The following is an 18112-nucleotide window of genomic DNA, read 5'->3' on the forward strand; positions in this document are numbered from 1 at the left end:
CCGGCAATGAATAAAACACGATTGCCGGATGGCGTTTCGCTTATCCGGCCTACGTAAGACCCGATAACGTTCGGGCAATAAATGGGAACACCGAACATGCAAAACATGACCACTTCCTGGTTCGTCCAGGGGATGATTAAAGCCACTTCCGATGCCTGGCTGAAAGGCTGGGACGAACGCAACGGCGGCAACCTGACACTGCGCCTGGATGAGGCAGATATTGCGCCATTTAGCGCCGATTTCCACGAAAAACCGCGCTATATCGCGCTGAGCCAGCCGATGCCGCTGCTGGCGAATACGCCGTTTATCGTCACCGGTTCGGGGAAATTTTTCCGCAACGTCCAGCTCGATCCGGCAGCCAATTTGGGCGTGGTGAAAATCGACAGCGATGGCGCGGGTTACCACATTCTGTGGGGGCTGACCCATGAAGCCGTGCCGACCTCCGAACTGCCCGCGCACTTCCTTTCCCACTGCGAGCGCATTAAAGCCACCAATGGCAAAGACCGCGTGATCATGCACTGCCATGCCACCAACCTGATCGCCCTGACCTACGTACTGGAAAACAATACCGCGCTGATGACCCGTAAGCTGTGGGAAGGCAGCACCGAGTGTCTGGTGGTGTTCCCGGATGGCGTCGGTATTCTGCCGTGGATGGTGCCTGGTACGGATGAAATCGGTCAGGCCACCGCAGAAGAAATGCAGAAACATTCGCTGGTACTGTGGCCATTCCACGGCGTGTTCGGCAGTGGCCCCACCCTCGACGAAGCGTTCGGTTTGATCGATACCGCAGAGAAATCCGCTGAGGTTCTGGTCAAGATTTACTCGATGGGCGGTATGAAGCAGACCATTACGCGTGAAGAGCTGGTAGCACTTGGCAAACGCTTCGGCGTGACGCCGCTGGCAAGCGCCATAGAGCTGTACTGATACCTCCCCACTCAACGTCGGATGCGGCTTCGCCTTATCCGGCCTACATGACGGTGCGCATTTCACCGTAGGCCCGATAAGCGTAGCGCCATCGGGCACCAGGGAATTTTTTTAAGGAGAATAATGATGAGCTTTATGTTGGCACTGCCAAAAATTAGCCTGCATGGCGCCGGCGCGATTGCCGATATGGTGAACCTCGTGGCGAATAAGCAATGGGGCAAAGCGCTGATCGTCACCGATGGTCAACTGGTAAAGCTGGGCCTGTTGGATAGCCTGTTTGCCGCGCTGGATGAACATCAGATGTCTTACCACCTGTTTGATGAGGTGTTTCCAAACCCGACGGAAGCGCTGGTGCAGAAAGGCTTTGCGGCGTACCAGGACGCAGAGTGTGATTACATCATCGCTTTCGGCGGCGGCAGCCCGATCGATACCGCCAAAGCGGTGAAGATCCTGACCGCCAACCCAGGCCCTTCCACTGCTTACTCCGGCGTGGGAAAAGTGAAAAATGCGGGCGTACCGCTGGTCGCCATCAATACCACCGCCGGAACGGCAGCAGAGATGACCAGTAATGCGGTCATTATCGACTCAGCCCGCAAGGTTAAAGAGGTGATCATCGACCCGAATATCATCCCGGATATCGCCGTGGATGACGCCAGCGTCATGCTGGACATCCCGGCTTCCGTCACCGCTGCAACCGGCATGGACGCCCTGACCCACGCCATTGAAGCCTATGTCTCCGTCGGCGCACATCCATTGACCGATGCCAACGCGTTAGAAGCGATTCGTCTGATCAACCTATGGCTACCGAAAGCGGTCGATGAGGGTCATAACCTCGACGCCCGTGAGCAAATGGCGTTTGGTCAGTATCTGGCGGGTATGGCATTCAATAGCGCTGGCCTGGGTCTGGTGCATGCGCTGGCACACCAGCCGGGCGCAACGCACAACCTGCCGCACGGCGTCTGCAACGCCATCCTGCTGCCGGTAATCGAAAACTTTAATCGCCCCAACGCCGTGGCACGCTTTGCCCGCGTGGCGCAGGCAATGGGCGTCGATACGCACGGTATGAGCGATGAAGCGGCCAGCATGGAGGCCATCAACGCGATTCGTGCACTCAGCAAGCGTGTCGGTATTCCTGCGGGCTTTAGTTCACTTGGCGTGACGAAAGAGGATATTGAGGGCTGGCTGGATAACGCGTTGGCCGATCCGTGTGCGCCGTGCAACCCGCGCACCGCCAGCCGCGACGAGGTCCGCGAGCTGTATCTGGAGGCGTTATGATCCGCAAGGCCTTTATAATGCAGGTGAATGCCGATGCGCACGTTGAGTATCAACGTCGGCACAATCCCATCTGGCCAGAACTGGCAGCGGTGCTGAAAGCCCACGGCGCACATCACTATGCGATTTATCTCGACGAGGAGCGCAATCTGCTGTTCGCCACCGTTGAGATCGAGTCCGAAGCGCGCTGGAATGCTGTCGCCGAGACTGAGGTTTGCCAGCGTTGGTGGAAGCATATGCGCGATGTAATGCCGGCAAACCCGGACAACAGCCCGGTCAGCGCAGAGCTAAAAGAAGTGTTTTATTTGCCGTAAGTCGTGTGCCCGGTGGCGCAAGCTTACCGGGCCTACGGTTCTATTTTTTCCAGGTCGGATAAGCGATAGCGCCATCCGGCAGTTTCAATTTTGTTCAGAAACCAGAATCGCCTGGGTGTCCGGCTCCAGTGCTTTAAAGATATGCGCCTGGTCAGCGGGGTAACAAATATAGTCGCCCTCGCCTAACTCCTCCGGCGCTTCCGTCAATCCCACCATCGCCTTACCCTGCGTCACAATAATATGCTCCACCGATCCCGGTGGATGTGGCTGTGAAATACGGTCCGCACCGGGTTGCGTCAGCAGCAAATAGATATCCCGCCGCGCGCCCGGTGGGCAAGCTGCCAATAAAATCGCCTGATAATGGGCCTGTTCCGCCACCACTTTTGTCCCTTCGCCACGGCGAATCACCTGCGTTTTTTGCTCCTGCGGTTCCAGTAATCGGGCAAAGGGGATATCCAGCGCCACACACAGTGACCACAGCGTTTCCAGGCTAGGATTTCCATTACCGGCTTCCAACTGCGAAAGCGTAGATTTTGCAATCCCTGCGCGGCGCGCAATCTCCGCCAACGACAAACCGGTACGCTGACGTTCGCGCACCAGACTTTTCGCAATCATACTGATGGGTTGGGTCATATTTGACTCTTTGTTTTTTATATCGAACGAATCGTTCGACTTGTAAAGCAAACCTGTTCCGTTCATTATAATGGAAATTCGTTCGATATGGCTAAAACAGTATGAAACATTATTTTTCCAGCCTCAAAGGCGACACGATTAAAGCGATATTTTTAGTGTGCCTGGCCGTCGGCGTGGTAGGCATGTCCTACGGTTCGCTGGCAATGGCTTACGGCTTCCCGATTTGGGTGCCCTTTGTACTCTCGATTACAGTGCTGGCCGGGGCTTCTGAATTTATGTTTATCGGTATTATCGCCAGCGGCGGAAATCCGTTGGCGGCAGCGGCGGCCGGGTTACTGGTGAATGCCCGACATGTACCGTTTGGCGTGACGGTACGCGATCTGGTCGGCACTCGCGCCGCTGGCTTTCTCGGCTGCCATATCATGAACGATGAAAGCGTGGTGTTCGGCCTGTCGCAAAAAACACCGGAACAACGTAAAGCCGCCTACTGGTTATGCGGCCTGGGCGTCGCCATTTTCTGGCCGATTGGCACACTGATCGGTGCCGGTGTCGGCAAGCTGCTCCCTGCACCTGAAACCATTGGGCTGGATGCCGTTTTCCCTGCCATTTTGTTGGCCTTAGTGGTTCCGGCCTTTAAAAACCGCACCACGCTCATCCGTGCCTGTAGCGGGGCCGCATTGTCACTCGCGTCCGTACCTTTCGCACCGGTAGGCTTGCCGGTACTGCTCTCACTGTTTGGCTTACTGGCGAGGAAAAAATAATGGGTAACATGACGCTGTTTATCGTCGGTATCGCCGTATTGTCTTTGGGTACATATTTAATGCGCTTAGGGGGAGCAAAACTGGGAGGCCGTTTAGCCTTTTCTGAACGTTCACAGGCGTTGCTTTCTGATGCTGCAACGGTGTTACTGTTCTCCGTCGCGCTGGCAACCACCTTTTATGAAGGCGAACACTTTGCCGGCATGGCGCGCGTACTCGGTGTGGGTTTTGCGGTGTTTCTCGCCTGGCGTAAGCTGCCGCTGATTGTGGTGATCGTTGCCGCCGCAGTGGTGACTGCGTTGTTAAGAATGGCTGGTATGCACTAAAAATAGCATTACCCTGGCAAAATATTCGTCAGGGTAATCGCCTGTGGCGTTGTGTGTTTTACTCCACAAAACCAGGCGCTAACTCTGCCTAAAATTGTCACGCCCCGCAGACATATTGCTGCTCATCTCTTCGCCATCTCATCGTTAAAATCACATCAAACAGTTTTTAACGGAATCCCACCATGACAGCCCTTACAGCTAACTGTATTGACCTGAATATTCAGGGGAATAGCGTTTATGCCATCCTCAAGCAACTGGCGGATATGGCGTTTCAGAATGGTTATGTCTCCGATCGCAGCGCCTTCCTACAAACCCTATTGCTGCGCGAAAAGCTGCACTCTACTGGCTTTGGATCCGGCATCGCCGTCCCTCACGGTAAAAGCCCCTGCGTTAGGCAGCCTTTCGTCTTGTTCGCGCGTAAATCAGAAAACGTGGACTGGAAAGCCAGCGACGGCGAAGACGTTAACTGCTGGATCTGCCTCGGCGTACCGCAAACCGGCGAAGATGATCAGGTCAAAATTATCGGCACCCTGTGCCGCAAAATCATCCACGACGATTTTATCAACCAGCTGAAACAGGGCGACGCCAGCCAGGTGCTCGCCCTGCTCAATCAGACCTTAACCTCATAAGGAAGCGGCTATGGAGTCATCCTTACGTTTAGTGGCGATCACCAACTGTCCGGCAGGTATCGCTCACACTTATATGGTGGCGGAAGCGCTGGAACAAAAAGCGCGCGCACTCGGCCACACCATTAACGTTGAAACTCAGGGTTCAAGCGGCGTCGAAAACCGCCTGACAACCGAAGATATTGCCGCCGCCGATTACGTTATTCTGGCGACGGGTCGTGGATTAAGCGGTGAGGATCGCGCGCGTTTCGCCGGGAAAAAAGTCTATGAGATTGCCATTTCCCAGGCGCTGAAAAATATCGACCAGATTTTCACCCAGTTGCCGACGCATTCGCAGCTGTTTGCCGCCGACAGCAGCGTGAGGCTGGGTAAACAGGAGGTTCAGCAGGGCAGCGTGATGAGTCACCTGATGGCGGGCGTTTCCGCCGCGCTGCCGTTTGTTATCGGCGGGGGTATTCTGGTCGCCATCGCCAATATGCTCGTTCAGTTCGGTTTGCCCTACATCGATATGTCGAAAGGCGCACCGTCGTTTACCTGGATTGTCGAATCGGTAGGCTATCTGGGTTTTACCTTTATGATCCCAATTATGGGCGCGTATATCGCATGGTCGATTGCCGATAAGCCGGCTTTCGCTCCCGCATTTCTGGTCTGTTATCTGGCAAATGATAAAGGCCTGCTCGGTACCCAGTCCGGGGCGGGGTTTCTCGGTGCGGTAGTGCTGGGGCTGGCGATCGGTTACTTCGTGCTGTGGTTTCGCAAAGTTAAGCTCGGCAAAGCGCTGCAGCCGCTGCTGGGTTCCATGTTGATCCCGTTCATCACCCTACTGGTGTTTGGCGTACTGACTTACTACGTCATCGGCCCGGTAATGTCTGACATCATGGGCGGCCTGCTGCACTTCCTGAACACTATTCCGCCATCAATGAAAATGGGCGCGGCTTTCCTCGTTGGCGCGATGCTGGCGTTTGATATGGGCGGGCCAATCAACAAAACCGCCTGGTTCTTCTGCTTCTCGCTGCTGGAAAAGCATATCTATGACTGGTACGCCATCGTCGGGGTGGTAGCCCTGATGCCGCCCGTCGCGGCGGGCATTGCCACCTATATCGCACCAAAACTGTTTACCCAACAGGAGAAAGCCGCCGCCAGTAGCACGATTGTGGTGGGTGCAACCGTCGCCACCGAACCGGCGATCCCTTACGCATTGGCTGCGCCGCTACCGATGATTACCGCCAATACGCTCTCCGGCGGTATTACCGGTATGCTGGTCATCGCCTTTGGAATCAAACGCCTCGCGCCAGGTTTAGGTATCTTTGATCCGCTGATCGGCCTGATGTCTCCAGTGGGCTCATTTTACCTGGTGCTGGCTATCGGCCTGGCGCTGAACATTTCGTTAATTATCATTCTGAAAGGATTGTGGCTGAGACGTAAAGCAAAAGCCGCGCAGCAGGAGCTTGCCCATGAACATTGAGTTACTTCAGCAGTTATGTGAAGCCAGCGCCGTCAGCGGTGATGAGCAGGACGTTCGCGCACTTCTCATTAATGCGCTGGATCCCAGCGTCGATGAAATCACCTTCGACGGCCTCGGCAGCTTTGTCGCCCGCAAAGGAAACCGTGGGCCGAAGGTTGCCATCGTTGGGCACATGGATGAAGTGGGCTTTATGATTACACATATCGACAATAGCGGCTTTTTGCGCTTCACCACCATTGGCGGTTGGTGGAGTCAGTCGATGCTGAACCACCGGGTCACCATTCGTACCCGTAAAGGCGTTAAAATCCCTGGCATCATCGGCTCCGTCGCTCCGCACGCCTTAACGGAAAAGCAGAGACAGCAGCCGCTGACCTTTGACGAGATGTTTATTGATATTGGCGCGAGCAGCCGTGAAGAGGTGGAAAAACGCGGGATTGCGATCGGTGACTTCAGTAGCCCGGAAGCCAACTTCGCTCGCTGGGGCGAAGATAAGATCGTCGGTAAAGCGCTGGATAACCGCGTCGGCTGCGCCCTGATGGCAGAGCTTCTACAAACCCTCGATAACCCTGAAATTACCCTGTACGGCGTGGGCAGCGTGGAAGAAGAAGTAGGGTTGCGCGGGGCACAAACTTCAGCGGAGCATATCAAGCCCGACGTGGTGATCGTGCTGGATACGGCGGTGGCGGGCGACGTACCAGGAATCGACAATATTAAATACCCCTTGAAGCTGGGCGATGGCCCTGGCCTGATGCTGTTCGATAAGCGATATTTTCCCAATCAGCAACTGGTCGCCGCGTTAAAAGAGTGTGCCAAAAAGAGCGATGCGCCTTTGCAGTTCTGTACCATGAAAACCGGGGCGACGGACGGTGGGCGCTATAACGTGATGGGTGGTGGTCGCCCGGTGGCGGCGCTCTGTCTGCCGACTCGCTATCTCCACGCCAACAGCGGCATGATTTCCGCAGCAGATTACGACGCGCTGTTTACGCTGGTGCGTGAGCTGTTGACCTCGCTGACGGCAGAGAAAGTGAAATCCTTCACCGACTTTCGCCAGGTGAACAATACACAAACTCATTCGAGTTGCATCAAGGCGGCAAATGAATGAATCCCTGGGAACGTACAAATAGTACGTGACCAGGGTGAGTGAATGCAGCCAACGCAGAAGCAGCTTGAAGGAGGAAGTGTATATGTTATCGGAACGCCAGTTAAAAATTGTGGATATTCTTGAACAACAGCCGTGTCCGTTGGGCGAGCTAGCGCGACAAACTGGCGTTTCAGGCAGAACCATCCTGCGTGATATTGATTACCTCAACTTTACCCTCAGTGGTAAGGCCCGTATTCAGCCTGGCGGCAACGCGGGCTATCAACTGGATATCGTCGACAGGCGCAGTTTTTTCCAGCTTCTGCAACGTCATGATAATGATGATCGGTTGCTGGCGTTTCTGTTAATCAATACCTTCACACCCCGGGTACAGCTGGCCTCAGCGCTTAATTTGCCCGAAACCTGGGTGGCCGACCGCCTCCTACGTTTGAAGCAGCGCTATGAGCGTGCCTTTTGCCTGGCCAGCCGCCCGGGCGTCGGTCATTTCATTGATGAACCGGAAGAAAAGCGCATTATCCTGCTGGCAAATCTGCTCAAAAAAGATCCTCTCCTGATTCCACTGCCGGGTATGACCCGAGACAACATTGACAGGCTTAATGCCGCATGTGCAAAACTGAATGAATTCCCGCTCATTTCGGGAGAATACCTGGCAAGCCTGGTGCTGGCAGTCTACGCCCTGCGTAATCAGCTCTCCGGCTCATGGCCGGAATGTCGGTATGCATCATTGAAAAATGTGGTGGAACAAGGTGGTGTTTACCTGGGCGAGAACGCCTTCAGAACACTGAACGGTCTTCTGGAAATCAGACAACGGCAGGCAATGACCATCTCGGCCGATGCGGTGACCTGTTTGTTAAAAAGCGTTCCCGGCATCGCTGTGTTGAACGTTATCGATACCCAACTGGTTGATAATATTACCGGCCACTTGCTGAGATGCATCTCTGCCCCGGTTTGGGTACCGGAACATCGCCAGAGCAGTATGCATAACCTGAGGTCTACCTGGCCGGCTGCTTTCGATTTGAGTCTGCGTTTTATTGCCCTGCTGCGTGAAAAACTGGATATCCCCCTGTTTGATAGCGACCTCATCGGGCTTTACTTCGCCTGCGCGCTGGAACGACATCAAAACGAGCGGCAGCCCGTCATTTTGTTATCCGACCAGAATGCTATCGCCACCATCAACCAACAGGCCATTGAGCGAGATGTGCTGAATTGTCGGGTGATCATTGCGCGAAATACAAGTGAAATCAGCGCCATCAGTGAAGAAGTTGCCCCATTGTTAATCATCAACAATAGCCATTACTTACTCGATGACTCAATAAAAAATACATTAACCATCAAGAACATTATCACCGCTGCAGGTACCGAACAGATCAAACACTTCCTCGCGACAGCCTTTATCCGCCAGCAGCCCGAGCGATTCTTTTTACAGCAGGGTAGCTTCCATTACGCCAATAAGAAGGACGAAAGCTGGCAGAGCATCATTGGTCGGATCTGCGGGCAGCTTGTGGCACAGAGCCACATCAGCGAGGACGAAGCGCTGCGCATTTGCGCCCGAGAACATGAAGGCGAAAACCTGATAGTGAATCGCCTGGCGATCCCTCATTGCTGGAGCGAACAGGGGCGTCGCTTTCGTGGTTTCTTTGTCACTCTCGCGCACCCTCTTCAGGTGAATAACGAACCGGTCAGCCATGTACTCATCACCTGTGCCGCCGCCGAAGTCAGGCATGAACTAAAAATCTTTAGTTTTTTATCCAGCGTATTGAGCAGCCATCCGTCAGAAACTATTGCGGGATTGAAAAGCTATGACACGTTTCTGGCATTGCTCAGGCAGTAAATGCCGGAAACGAAAAAAGCGCCTCAAGGGCGCTCTTTCGACAGTACTAAGGTATCTTATTTCAGCAGCTCTGCGGTCATATGCACGCGGTTGCCAGTGTATGCCTGAGTAATTTTGTAATCGCTGGCTCCTGCGCGTTCAGCCTGAGCGGCAATTTTTGCTTCGGCGCTTTCCAGCGTAGAACCGGTTGCGGTAACTGTCTGAGCAGCGAAAGAACCGAAAGAAGTAGCCAGAGCGATAACTGCGACAAAAGTTTTGATGCTTTTCATGATATAAACCCTTTAACTTAGTTGTTTGAGTAAGGCACCGTGCCTTGATGTGATAAATAATAGCCCTCACATCACACAACTAAAAGCGGAAGGATTTGCCAGTCTTATTCAAATTAATTGAATATTTTTATTCAGCTATCAGACGCTCGGGGTGTGTATAAATCGTCGCCCTGCCCGGTTTACAAAAGCCCACCAGCGTCAGGTTGCAACGTTCGGCAACTTCTACCGCCAGTGTTGTCGCGGCAGACACAGCAAACAAAATCTCCACGCCACACATCGCCGACTTTTGCACCATCTCGTAGCTGGCTCGGCTGGAAACTAACACCGCGCCCTGTTGCCAGGTTTCCCCTTCGATTGCACGTCGACCCAACAGTTTATCCAGCGCAACATGACGCCCAACATCTTCATGACCCCCTACCAGATGGCCTGACGGCTGTACCCAGGCCGCCGCGTGCGTGCAGCCTGTCAGTTGCCCCACGGGCTGGAAATCAGGGAGATGCCTTAAGGCGTTATCAATATGTGCCAGATCGAATGTCTGGGTAAACGGCAGCGGCTGGACTGGCTTGCCAATGTCATTGAGTTGTTCAACGCCGCAAACGCCACAACCGGTACGACCGGCCAGCGCACGACGTCGCTCCTTCAACCCCATAAAACGACGGCTGGACAGCTCAACCTGCACTTCTAATCCGTTACAGGAAGGAACCACTTCCATTGCGTAGATATCCTGCGGGCGCTCAATAATGCCTTCAGAAAGTGAAAAGCCCATCGCAAAGTGCTCAAGATCTTTCGGTGACGCCATCATCACCACGTGCGAAATCCCGTTGTAAACCAACGCAACCGGTACTTCTTCAGCGACGACATCCGGCTGAGGATGTTGCAAATCCTCGCGTTTCCAGAGGGTCAGCTGGCGCGATCCTGTCAAAGCCGTCACATTTTTGATGTTTTCTCGAATAATCTTATTCACTTTCTTTTAACCATATTGGAACACACATACCAACATTGTGGTATTCTTTACAAACCCCTCCTGGACGGAGGGAAATTCACCCAATTCTGGACCTTTGCGGTCCCGTCCGCAAAGAAAAAAACAACCACTTCCCTCGCGCTCGAGTAACGGAAAAGCGAAGGGAACGTGACAATGTCGAAACAAGGAGCGAACCATGCAGGTCAGCAGAAGGCAGTTCTTTAAGATCTGCGCTGGCGGTATGGCAGGCACCACGGCAGCGGCGCTGGGTTTTGCACCCGGCGTAGCGCTCGCGGAAACACGGCAATATAAACTGCTGCGTACCCGCGAAACCCGTAATACCTGCACTTACTGTTCCGTTGGCTGTGGACTGTTAATGTACAGTCTCGGTGACGGCGCAAAAAACGCCAAAGCATCCATCTTCCATATCGAAGGGGACCCGGATCACCCGGTGAACCGTGGCGCGCTGTGCCCGAAAGGGGCAGGACTAGTGGACTTCATCCACTCAGAAAGCCGTCTGAAATTCCCGGAATACCGCGCACCAGGCTCTGATAAGTGGCAACAGATTAGCTGGGATGAGGCATTTGACCGCATCGCTAAGCTGATGAAAGAAGACCGCGACGCAAACTACGTTGCACAAAACGCCGAAGGCGTAACCGTTAACCGCTGGCTTTCCACCGGGATGCTGTGTGCTTCCGCGTCCAGTAACGAAACCGGCTATTTAACGCAAAAATTCTCCCGCGCGCTGGGTATGCTCGCGGTCGACAACCAGGCACGCGTCTGACACGGACCAACGGTAGCAAGTCTTGCTCCAACATTTGGTCGCGGTGCGATGACCAACCACTGGGTCGACATTAAAAACGCCAACCTCATTGTGGTGATGGGCGGTAACGCCGCTGAAGCTCACCCGGTCGGGTTCCGCTGGGCGATGGAAGCCAAAATTCACAACGGTGCGAAGCTGATTGTGATCGATCCGCGCTTTACGCGAACCGCAGCGGTGGCTGATTTCTATGCGCCGATTCGTTCCGGTACTGACATTGCCTTCTTGTCAGGCGTCTTGCTGTACCTGCTGAACAACGAAAAATTCAACCGCGAATACACTGAAGCCTATACCAACGCCAGCCTGATCGTGCGTGAGGATTACGGTTTCGAAGATGGCCTGTTCACTGGCTACGACGCGGACAAACGCAAGTATGACAAAACCAGCTGGAACTACGAACTGGATGAAAAAGGCTTCGCTAAACGCGATGTCACCCTGCAACACCCGCGCTGTGTGTGGAACCTGCTGAAACAGCACGTTTCCCGCTACACGCCGGATGTCGTAGAAAACATCTGCGGTACGCCGAAGGCTGATTTCCTGAAAGTGTGCGAATACATCGCAGAAACCAGCGTCAAAGACAAAACCGCGTCGTTCCTGTATGCGCTCGGCTGGACGCAGCACTCCGTGGGTGCGCAGAACATCCGTACCATGGCGATGATCCAGTTGCTGCTTGGCAACATGGGGATGGCTGGCGGCGGCGTTAACGCCCTGCGCGGTCACTCCAACATTCAGGGGCTGACCGACTTAGGCCTGCTGTCACAAAGCCTGCCGGGCTATATGACGCTGCCGAGCGAAAAACAGACTGACCTGCAAACCTACCTTGCCGCCAACACGCCAAAACCGTTGCTGGAAGGTCAGGTGAACTACTGGGGTAACTACCCGAAATTCTTCGTTTCGATGATGAAAGCCTTCTTTGGCGATAAAGCGACAGCGGAAAACAGCTGGGGCTTCGACTTGCTGCCGAAGTGGGACAAAGGGTACGACGTGCTGCAGTACTTCGAGATGATGAACCAGGGCAAAGTGAATGGCTATATCTGCCAGGGCTTTAACCCGGTCGCGTCATTCCCGAATAAAAACAAGGTCGTGGCTTCACTGTCCAAACTGAAATTCCTGGTCACCATCGACCCACTCAACACCGAGACGTCTACCTTCTGGCAGAACCACGGTGAGTCGAACGATGTTGACCCGTCGAAAATCCAGACCGAAGTATTCCGTCTGCCGTCCACCTGCTTCGCCGAAGAGAACGGTTCTATCGTCAACTCCGGTCGCTGGTTGCAGTGGCACTGGAAAGGCGCGGACGCCCCGGGGATTGCCGTTACCGATGGTGAAATCCTCGCCGGTATCTTCCTGCGCATGCGCAAGATGTATGCCGAGCAGGGTGGCGCGAACCCGGAACAGGTGCTGAGCATGACCTGGAACTACTCCACACCACACGAACCGGCTTCGGAAGAAGTGGCGATGGAGAGCAACGGTAAAGCGCTGGCCGACATTACCGACCCGGCAACAGGTGCAGTCATCGTCAAGAAAGGCCAACAGCTTAGCTCGTTCGCCCAACTGCGAGACGACGGCACCACTTCCAGTGGCTGCTGGATTTTTGCCGGGAGCTGGACGCCGGAAGGCAACCAGATGGCACGTCGCGATAACGCCGACCCGTCAGGTCTTGGCAATACGCTGGGCTGGGCATGGGCGTGGCCGCTCAACCGACGCATTCTGTATAACCGCGCGTCTGCTGACCCGCAGGGGAATCCGTGGGATCCAAAACGTCAGATCCTGAAATGGGATGGGGCGAAATGGAGCGGGATGGATATTCCGGACTACAGCGCCGCCGCACCAGGCAGTAACGTTGGGCCGTTCATCATGCAGCCGGAAGGGATGGGACGTCTGTTTGCTATCGATAAGATGGCGGAAGGTCCGTTCCCGGAACACTACGAGCCGTTTGAAACACCGCTGGGGACTAACCCGCTGCACCCGAACGTTATCTCTAACCCTGCCGCGCGTATCTTCAAAGGTGACGCACAAGCGCTGGGTAAAGCGGATAAATTCCCGTACGTCGGTACGACCTATCGTCTGACCGAGCACTTCCACTACTGGACCAAACATGCACTGCTCAATGCCATCGCACAGCCGGAACAGTTTGTGGAAATTGGCGAGAAGCTGGCGAATAAGCTCGGTATCTCTCATGGCGATACCGTCAAAGTCTCCTCTAACCGCGGCTACATTAAAGCCAAAGCAGTGGTGACTAAACGTATTCGCACGCTGAAGGCCAACGGTCAGGATATCGACACCATCGGTATTCCGATTCACTGGGGCTACGAAGGTGTGGCGAAAAAAGGCTTTATCGCTAACACGTTAACGCCATTCGTCGGTGATGCGAACACGCAGACGCCGGAATTTAAGTCCTTCCTCGTGAACGTGGAAAAGGTGGATACCCAATAGATTTCAGATTGCAGGCAGGCGGTGACGCCAGGCATTCCGGGAGCGTAGAAAACTACGTGACTGGAATGCCGAAGGAAACCAACGAACCTGCAAACTGAAAGATGAAGGGTAAACGGAGACGAATTATGGCTTATCAAACTCAAGATATTATCCGCCGTTCTGCGACCAACAGTTTCACCCCCGCGCCTCAGGCGCGGGATCACCAGGAAGAGGTGGCGAAGCTTATCGACGTCACCACCTGTATTGGCTGTAAAGCGTGTCAGGTGGCCTGTTCGGAATGGAACGACATCCGTGATGAAGTGGGCAACAACGTTGGGGTGTACGACAACCCGGCTGATTTGACCGCTAAATCCTGGACGGTAATGCGCTTCTCAGAAGTGGAACAGAACGACAAACTGGAGTGGCTTATCCGCAAGGATGGCTGTATGCACTGTGCCGATCCGGGCTGTCTGAAGGCGTGTCCGGCTGAAGGCGCAATCATTCAGTATGCCAACGGTATCGTCGACTTCCAGTCCGAGCAGTGTATCGGCTGTGGCTACTGTATCGCAGGCTGTCCGTTCGATGTGCCGCGCCTCAACCCGGAAGACAACCGCGTCTACAAATGTACGCTGTGCGTTGACCGTGTTGTGGTCGGGCAAGAACCGGCCTGCGTGAAGACCTGCCCAACAGGCGCCATTCATTTCGGCACCAAAGAGTCGATGAAAACGCTGGCAGGCGAGCGTGTGGTGGAGCTGAAAACGCGTGGTTACGAAAACGCGGGTCTGTACGATCCGGCAGGCGTTGGCGGTACGCACGTCATGTACGTATTGCACCATGCTGACAAGCCGAATCTGTATCACGGCCTGCCGGAGAACCCGGAAATCAGCGCCACCGTGAAATTCTGGAAAGGCATCTGGAAACCTCTCGCAGCCGTCGGCTTTGCAGCGACATTTGCGGCCAGTATCTTCCACTACGTCGGTGTAGGCCCGAACCGCGCGGAAGAGGAAGAAGACAACCTGCATGAAGAAAAAGACGAGGTGCGCAAATGAAACGACGTGACACCATCGTGCGCTACACGGCGCCGGAACGCATCAACCACTGGGTAACCGCCTTCTGCTTCATTCTGGCGGCAGTGAGCGGGATGGGCTTTCTCTTCCCGTCTTTTAACTGGCTGATGCACATCATGGGCACGCCGCAACTGGCGCGAATTGTGCACCCGTTTGTCGGCGTTGTCATGTTTGCCTCGTTTATCATCATGTTTTTCCGTTACTGGCACCACAATCTAATCAATCGGGATGATATCTTTTGGGCGAAGAATATTCGTAAGATTGTCGTCAACGAGGAAGTAGGTGACACGGGACGTTATAACTTCGGCCAGAAATGCGTATTCTGGGCGGCGATTATCTTCCTGGTCCTGTTGCTGGTGAGCGGAGTGGTCATCTGGCGTCCATATTTTGCGCCTGCTTTCTCAATCCCGGTGATCCGATTCGCGTTAATGCTGCATTCATTTGCCGCAGTAGCGTTAATTGTGGTTATCATGGTGCACATTTACGCCGCCCTTTGGGTGAAAGGCACCATTACCGCGATGGTGGAAGGATGGGTTACCAGTTCATGGGCGAAGAAACATCACCCGCGCTGGTACCGTGAAGTCCGAAAGACAACGGAAAAGAAAACTGAATGAGTATTCGCATAATCCCGCAAGATGAGCTGGAGAAGAGCGAGAAACGCACGGCGGATATGATTCCGCCGTTATTATTCCCCAGACTCAAAAATTTGTATAACCGCCGCGCTGAACGTCTGCGCGAGCTGGCCGAAAACAACCCGCTGGGCGATTACCTGCGCTTTGCCGCGCTGATCGCCCACGCGCAGGAAGTGGTGCTGTACGACCATCCGCTGCAGATGGATCTGACCGCGCGCATCAAAGAAGCAAACGATCAGGGCAAACCGCCGCTGGATATCCACGTCCTGCCGCGCGATAAGCACTGGCAAAAACTGCTGCAATCGTTAATTGCTGAGCTGAAACCGGAGATGAGCGGCCCCGCGTTAGCGGTGATCGAGAATCTGGAAAAAGCCTCAGAGCAAGAGCTGGAGCTGATGGCCAGCGCGCTGTTTGCCTCTGACTTTGCCTCCGTCAGCAGCGATAAAGCACCGTTCATCTGGGCCGCTCTGTCGCTCTACTGGGCACAAATGGCAAGCCTGATCCCCGGCAAAGCCCGTGCGGAATACGGTGAACAGCGTCAGTACTGCCCGGTGTGTGGTTCAATGCCGGTCTCCAGCATGGTGCAAATCGGTACCACTCAGGGTCTGCGTTATCTGCACTGCAACCTGTGCGAAACCGAGTGGCACGTGGTGCGCGTGAAGTGCAGCAACTGTGAGCAGAGCCGTGACTTGAACTACTGGTCACTGGATAACGAACAGTCGGCGATCAAAGCTGAAAGCTGCGGCGACTGTGGGACTTACCTGAAGATTCTCTATCAGGAAAAAGACCCGAAAGTCGAAGCCGTGGCCGACGATCTCGCTTCACTGATGCTGGACGCGCACATGGAGCAGGAGGGCTTTGCCCGCAGTTCCATCAACCCGTTCCTGTTCCCGGGTGAAGGGGAGTAAGGTCTTCACACTACCGGGCGGCGTAGGTCGCCCGGGTTATAATGTATACGGTGTGACCACACCGGATAGGCCTGCAAAATCCTTAGTATTTCGCGTAACCAGCGTAAGACGATGAATCTGTGCTGTTGCCAGAATAATGGCATCCGGCAATTTCATCCCATATTCCTGCCTGATACTCACGCTTCGTTCAGCAATATCCTGTGAAACACCGATCACGTTAAAAGCGCTCAACGCAACGCGTGTGCAGGATTCCTGATGGTATTTCTTTGCCCCAACCATCACTTCCATCCAGGTGATAAGGCTGATCGCATTCTGCGGCGGCCATGTTTCTATCGCTTGCTTTGCTTCACTCCGTCCACTAAACAGGTCGATGAGGATGTTGGTATCAAAAAGCGCGGATCCTTTGACCATTACCATTCCTCACGAAGTTTGCGTTGGTACTCAACGCCATCTTCTTCACAACCTTTCCAGAGTCCGAGAGCGCTGGAAATAGTCGTTTCAGCCTGTTCCTGCCTTTCCAGATACTGCTCAACGGCCTCCCGCAAGAGTTCAGCTCGCGGCAGGTTACGCTGCACCTTGAGGTCATCAAGACGTTTAATCACTTCGTCTGATAAATCGAGTAAAATTCTGCCCATATCCATCCCAGCCATCATACTCACATATACCTCCAGTATATCATCAGCGATTAATTTCCACACAACATACACCTGGGAAAAGCGGGAAAATAGCTTTCACGTGAACGATTTTTACTTTTGCGAGCCGCTTTCCAGAATCATACCCATCCCTATTTTTCCCATTTTCATTTGTGAGTATCCAGGTTATAAACCTGTATATCCATACAGATAAGAGTATTTAAAAATGGCACTGGAAAGCGGGATTGCGCAGTTAGTTGAGGCATTTATCGCGGCGGGACGCCCTTCTTCCCGCGAACAGAATATTGATGACCGGAGAGCTGGCTATATTGCCAGTACGGCGCTGGCCGGAGAAACTGAAACCCGCGTACAGGTTGAAGATATTGAACTCGATACCATGACGTTTCGCGTTGTTTCGCCTCTTAACTCTGCGGGAACGCTGCCCTGCGTCATTTATTATCATGGCGGATGTTTTGTCAGCGGTGGGTTTGCTACGCATGATAACCAACTAAGGCAGCTCGCCTGGTTCAGCGGCTGTCGGGTCATTGCAGTACAGTACCGCCTTGCGCCAGAGCATACTTTCCCGGCAGCACATAACGACGCTGAAACCGGGGCCAATATCATCTGGAAATATGCCCAGAAACTGGGAGTCGATCGCGAGCGCATAACCCTTGCTGGCGACAGCGCGGGCGGGCACCTGGCGCTGGTCACGGCACTACGCCTGAAAGCGGCCAGGCAATGGCAACCTGCACAGCTTATGCTGATCTACCCGATGCTGGACGCAACTGCCAGCTTTGCGAGCTATGACCATAATGGACGGGATTACATTATCACTCGCGATACACTGCTTTCGGGCTACGAGATGTATATGCCGAACACCGATCCATTGCATCCAGAAGTCAGCCCACTCTGGCGTGAAGACTTCAACGGCTTGCCGCCCACGCACATCATTACCGCTGAATTTGACCCACTGTGCGATGAAGGAGAGGCCCTGTTTCACCAGCTCCAGAAGCAAGGTGTGGACTGCACCTGTCAGCGCTATCCCGGCGTTATCCACGGATTTTTTCAGTTAGGAGGCGTAAGCCAGACAGCGCGAAACGCAATGCGCGACGTGGCCTGGCGTGTTAAAAGCCCATCAGCGGAGATAATTTCTTAATATT

General features: G+C 54.1%; 19 protein-coding genes. 14 read left to right on the top strand and 5 right to left on the bottom strand.

Annotated elements, in window-relative coordinates; genetic code table 11:
* The first annotated feature begins 96 nt into the window (after positions 1 to 96).
* The 3 genes from rhaD (at position 97) to rhaM (ending at position 2510) form a co-directional block, all read left to right on the top strand.
* Positions 97 to 924 carry a rhamnulose-1-phosphate aldolase gene (gene rhaD / locus IB196_RS21525; protein ID WP_005121783.1) on the top strand — a complete coding sequence of 276 codons (828 nt, stop codon included), beginning with the start codon at positions 97 to 99 and terminating at the stop codon, positions 922 to 924.
* 126 nt (positions 925 to 1050) lie between these two features.
* Positions 1051 to 2199, top strand: a complete 1149-nt coding sequence (fucO, locus tag IB196_RS21530) for a lactaldehyde reductase (RefSeq protein ID WP_188232358.1) — start codon at positions 1051 to 1053, stop codon at positions 2197 to 2199.
* Complete coding sequence (rhaM, locus tag IB196_RS21535) at positions 2196 to 2510, top strand: L-rhamnose mutarotase (RefSeq protein ID WP_155022022.1); 315 nt, start codon at positions 2196 to 2198, stop codon at positions 2508 to 2510. Before fucO ends, rhaM begins: the two co-directional genes overlap by 4 nt.
* Positions 2511 to 2594: 84 nt before the next feature.
* Here rhaM and IB196_RS21540 read toward each other — a convergent pair whose 3' ends face one another.
* Entirely contained in the window at positions 2595 to 3143 is a 549-nt protein-coding gene (locus IB196_RS21540; protein WP_003028726.1) for an XRE family transcriptional regulator, read from the bottom strand.
* Between the two features lie 101 nt (positions 3144 to 3244).
* Here IB196_RS21540 and IB196_RS21545 point away from each other — a divergent pair, with 101 nt between their 5' ends.
* From IB196_RS21545 to IB196_RS21570, 6 genes are all read left to right on the top strand, one after another.
* A complete protein-coding gene (locus tag IB196_RS21545) occupies positions 3245 to 3904 on the top strand; it encodes an AzlC family ABC transporter permease (protein ID WP_040233068.1) in 660 nt (219 codons plus the stop codon).
* The gene (locus IB196_RS21550; RefSeq protein ID WP_005121797.1) at positions 3904 to 4227 is read left to right on the top strand and encodes an AzlD domain-containing protein; all 324 of its coding nucleotides are present in this window, start codon (positions 3904 to 3906) and stop codon (positions 4225 to 4227) included. The genes IB196_RS21545 and IB196_RS21550 overlap by 1 nt, the downstream gene beginning before the upstream one ends.
* A gap of 182 nt (positions 4228 to 4409) precedes the next feature.
* Positions 4410 to 4856 (top strand): PTS fructose transporter subunit IIA, encoded by a 447-nt coding sequence (locus IB196_RS21555; protein ID WP_005121799.1) that lies wholly within the window; start codon positions 4410 to 4412, stop codon positions 4854 to 4856.
* Between the two features lie 10 nt (positions 4857 to 4866).
* On the top strand, positions 4867 to 6318 hold the full coding sequence (locus tag IB196_RS21560; RefSeq protein WP_188232352.1) for a PTS fructose-like transporter subunit IIBC: 1452 nt from the start codon (positions 4867 to 4869) through the stop codon (positions 6316 to 6318).
* On the top strand, positions 6308 to 7420 hold the full coding sequence (locus IB196_RS21565) for an aminopeptidase (RefSeq protein ID WP_188232351.1): 1113 nt from the start codon (positions 6308 to 6310) through the stop codon (positions 7418 to 7420). Before IB196_RS21560 ends, IB196_RS21565 begins: the two co-directional genes overlap by 11 nt.
* Before the next feature lie 82 nt (positions 7421 to 7502).
* Positions 7503 to 9248, top strand: a complete 1746-nt coding sequence (locus tag IB196_RS21570) for a putative frv operon regulatory protein (protein WP_188232350.1) — start codon at positions 7503 to 7505, stop codon at positions 9246 to 9248.
* 56 nt (positions 9249 to 9304) lie between these two features.
* Here the strand turns inward: IB196_RS21570 and IB196_RS21575 are convergent, their stop codons facing one another.
* Together IB196_RS21575 and fdhD are read right to left on the bottom strand one after the other, a co-directional pair.
* On the bottom strand, positions 9305 to 9517 hold the full coding sequence (locus IB196_RS21575) for a DUF1471 domain-containing protein (RefSeq protein ID WP_003825262.1): 213 nt from the start codon (positions 9515 to 9517) through the stop codon (positions 9305 to 9307).
* A 127-nt stretch (positions 9518 to 9644) separates the two neighbouring features.
* A complete protein-coding gene (gene fdhD, locus IB196_RS21580) occupies positions 9645 to 10481 on the bottom strand; it encodes a formate dehydrogenase accessory sulfurtransferase FdhD (protein WP_188232349.1) in 837 nt (278 codons plus the stop codon).
* A 193-nt stretch (positions 10482 to 10674) separates the two neighbouring features.
* On the opposite strand from fdhD, the gene fdnG reads away from it, so the two are divergent.
* The 4 genes from fdnG to fdhE all read left to right on the top strand — a co-directional run bounded on the left by fdnG (position 10675) and on the right by fdhE (position 16320).
* Complete coding sequence (gene fdnG / locus IB196_RS21585; RefSeq protein ID WP_188232348.1) at positions 10675 to 13734, top strand: formate dehydrogenase-N subunit alpha; 3060 nt, start codon at positions 10675 to 10677, stop codon at positions 13732 to 13734.
* 125 nt (positions 13735 to 13859) lie between these two features.
* Positions 13860 to 14762, top strand: coding sequence for a formate dehydrogenase O subunit beta (gene fdoH, locus IB196_RS21590; protein WP_005121817.1), 903 nt, complete (start codon positions 13860 to 13862; stop codon positions 14760 to 14762).
* Entirely contained in the window at positions 14759 to 15394 is a 636-nt protein-coding gene (gene fdoI, locus IB196_RS21595; RefSeq protein WP_005121818.1) for a formate dehydrogenase cytochrome b556 subunit, read from the top strand. The genes fdoH and fdoI overlap by 4 nt, the downstream gene beginning before the upstream one ends.
* On the top strand, positions 15391 to 16320 hold the full coding sequence (gene fdhE, locus IB196_RS21600) for a formate dehydrogenase accessory protein FdhE (RefSeq protein WP_155022025.1): 930 nt from the start codon (positions 15391 to 15393) through the stop codon (positions 16318 to 16320). The genes fdoI and fdhE overlap by 4 nt, the downstream gene beginning before the upstream one ends.
* A 36-nt stretch (positions 16321 to 16356) precedes the next feature.
* Here fdhE and IB196_RS21605 read toward each other — a convergent pair whose 3' ends face one another.
* Both IB196_RS21605 and IB196_RS21610 read right to left on the bottom strand, forming a co-directional pair.
* Positions 16357 to 16731 (bottom strand): type II toxin-antitoxin system VapC family toxin, encoded by a 375-nt coding sequence (locus tag IB196_RS21605; RefSeq protein WP_005121821.1) that lies wholly within the window; start codon positions 16729 to 16731, stop codon positions 16357 to 16359.
* Positions 16731 to 16973, bottom strand: coding sequence for a CopG family transcriptional regulator (locus IB196_RS21610; protein ID WP_005121822.1), 243 nt, complete (start codon positions 16971 to 16973; stop codon positions 16731 to 16733). Before IB196_RS21610 ends, IB196_RS21605 begins: the two co-directional genes overlap by 1 nt.
* A 205-nt stretch (positions 16974 to 17178) precedes the next feature.
* On the opposite strand from IB196_RS21610, the gene IB196_RS21615 reads away from it, so the two are divergent.
* The gene (locus IB196_RS21615; RefSeq protein WP_005121823.1) at positions 17179 to 18108 is read left to right on the top strand and encodes an alpha/beta hydrolase; all 930 of its coding nucleotides are present in this window, start codon (positions 17179 to 17181) and stop codon (positions 18106 to 18108) included.
* Positions 18109 to 18112 lie beyond the last annotated feature (4 nt).

This window comes from Citrobacter sp. C6_1, from assembly GCF_014596835.2.
Lineage (GTDB): Bacteria > Pseudomonadota > Gammaproteobacteria > Enterobacterales > Enterobacteriaceae > Citrobacter > Citrobacter pasteurii.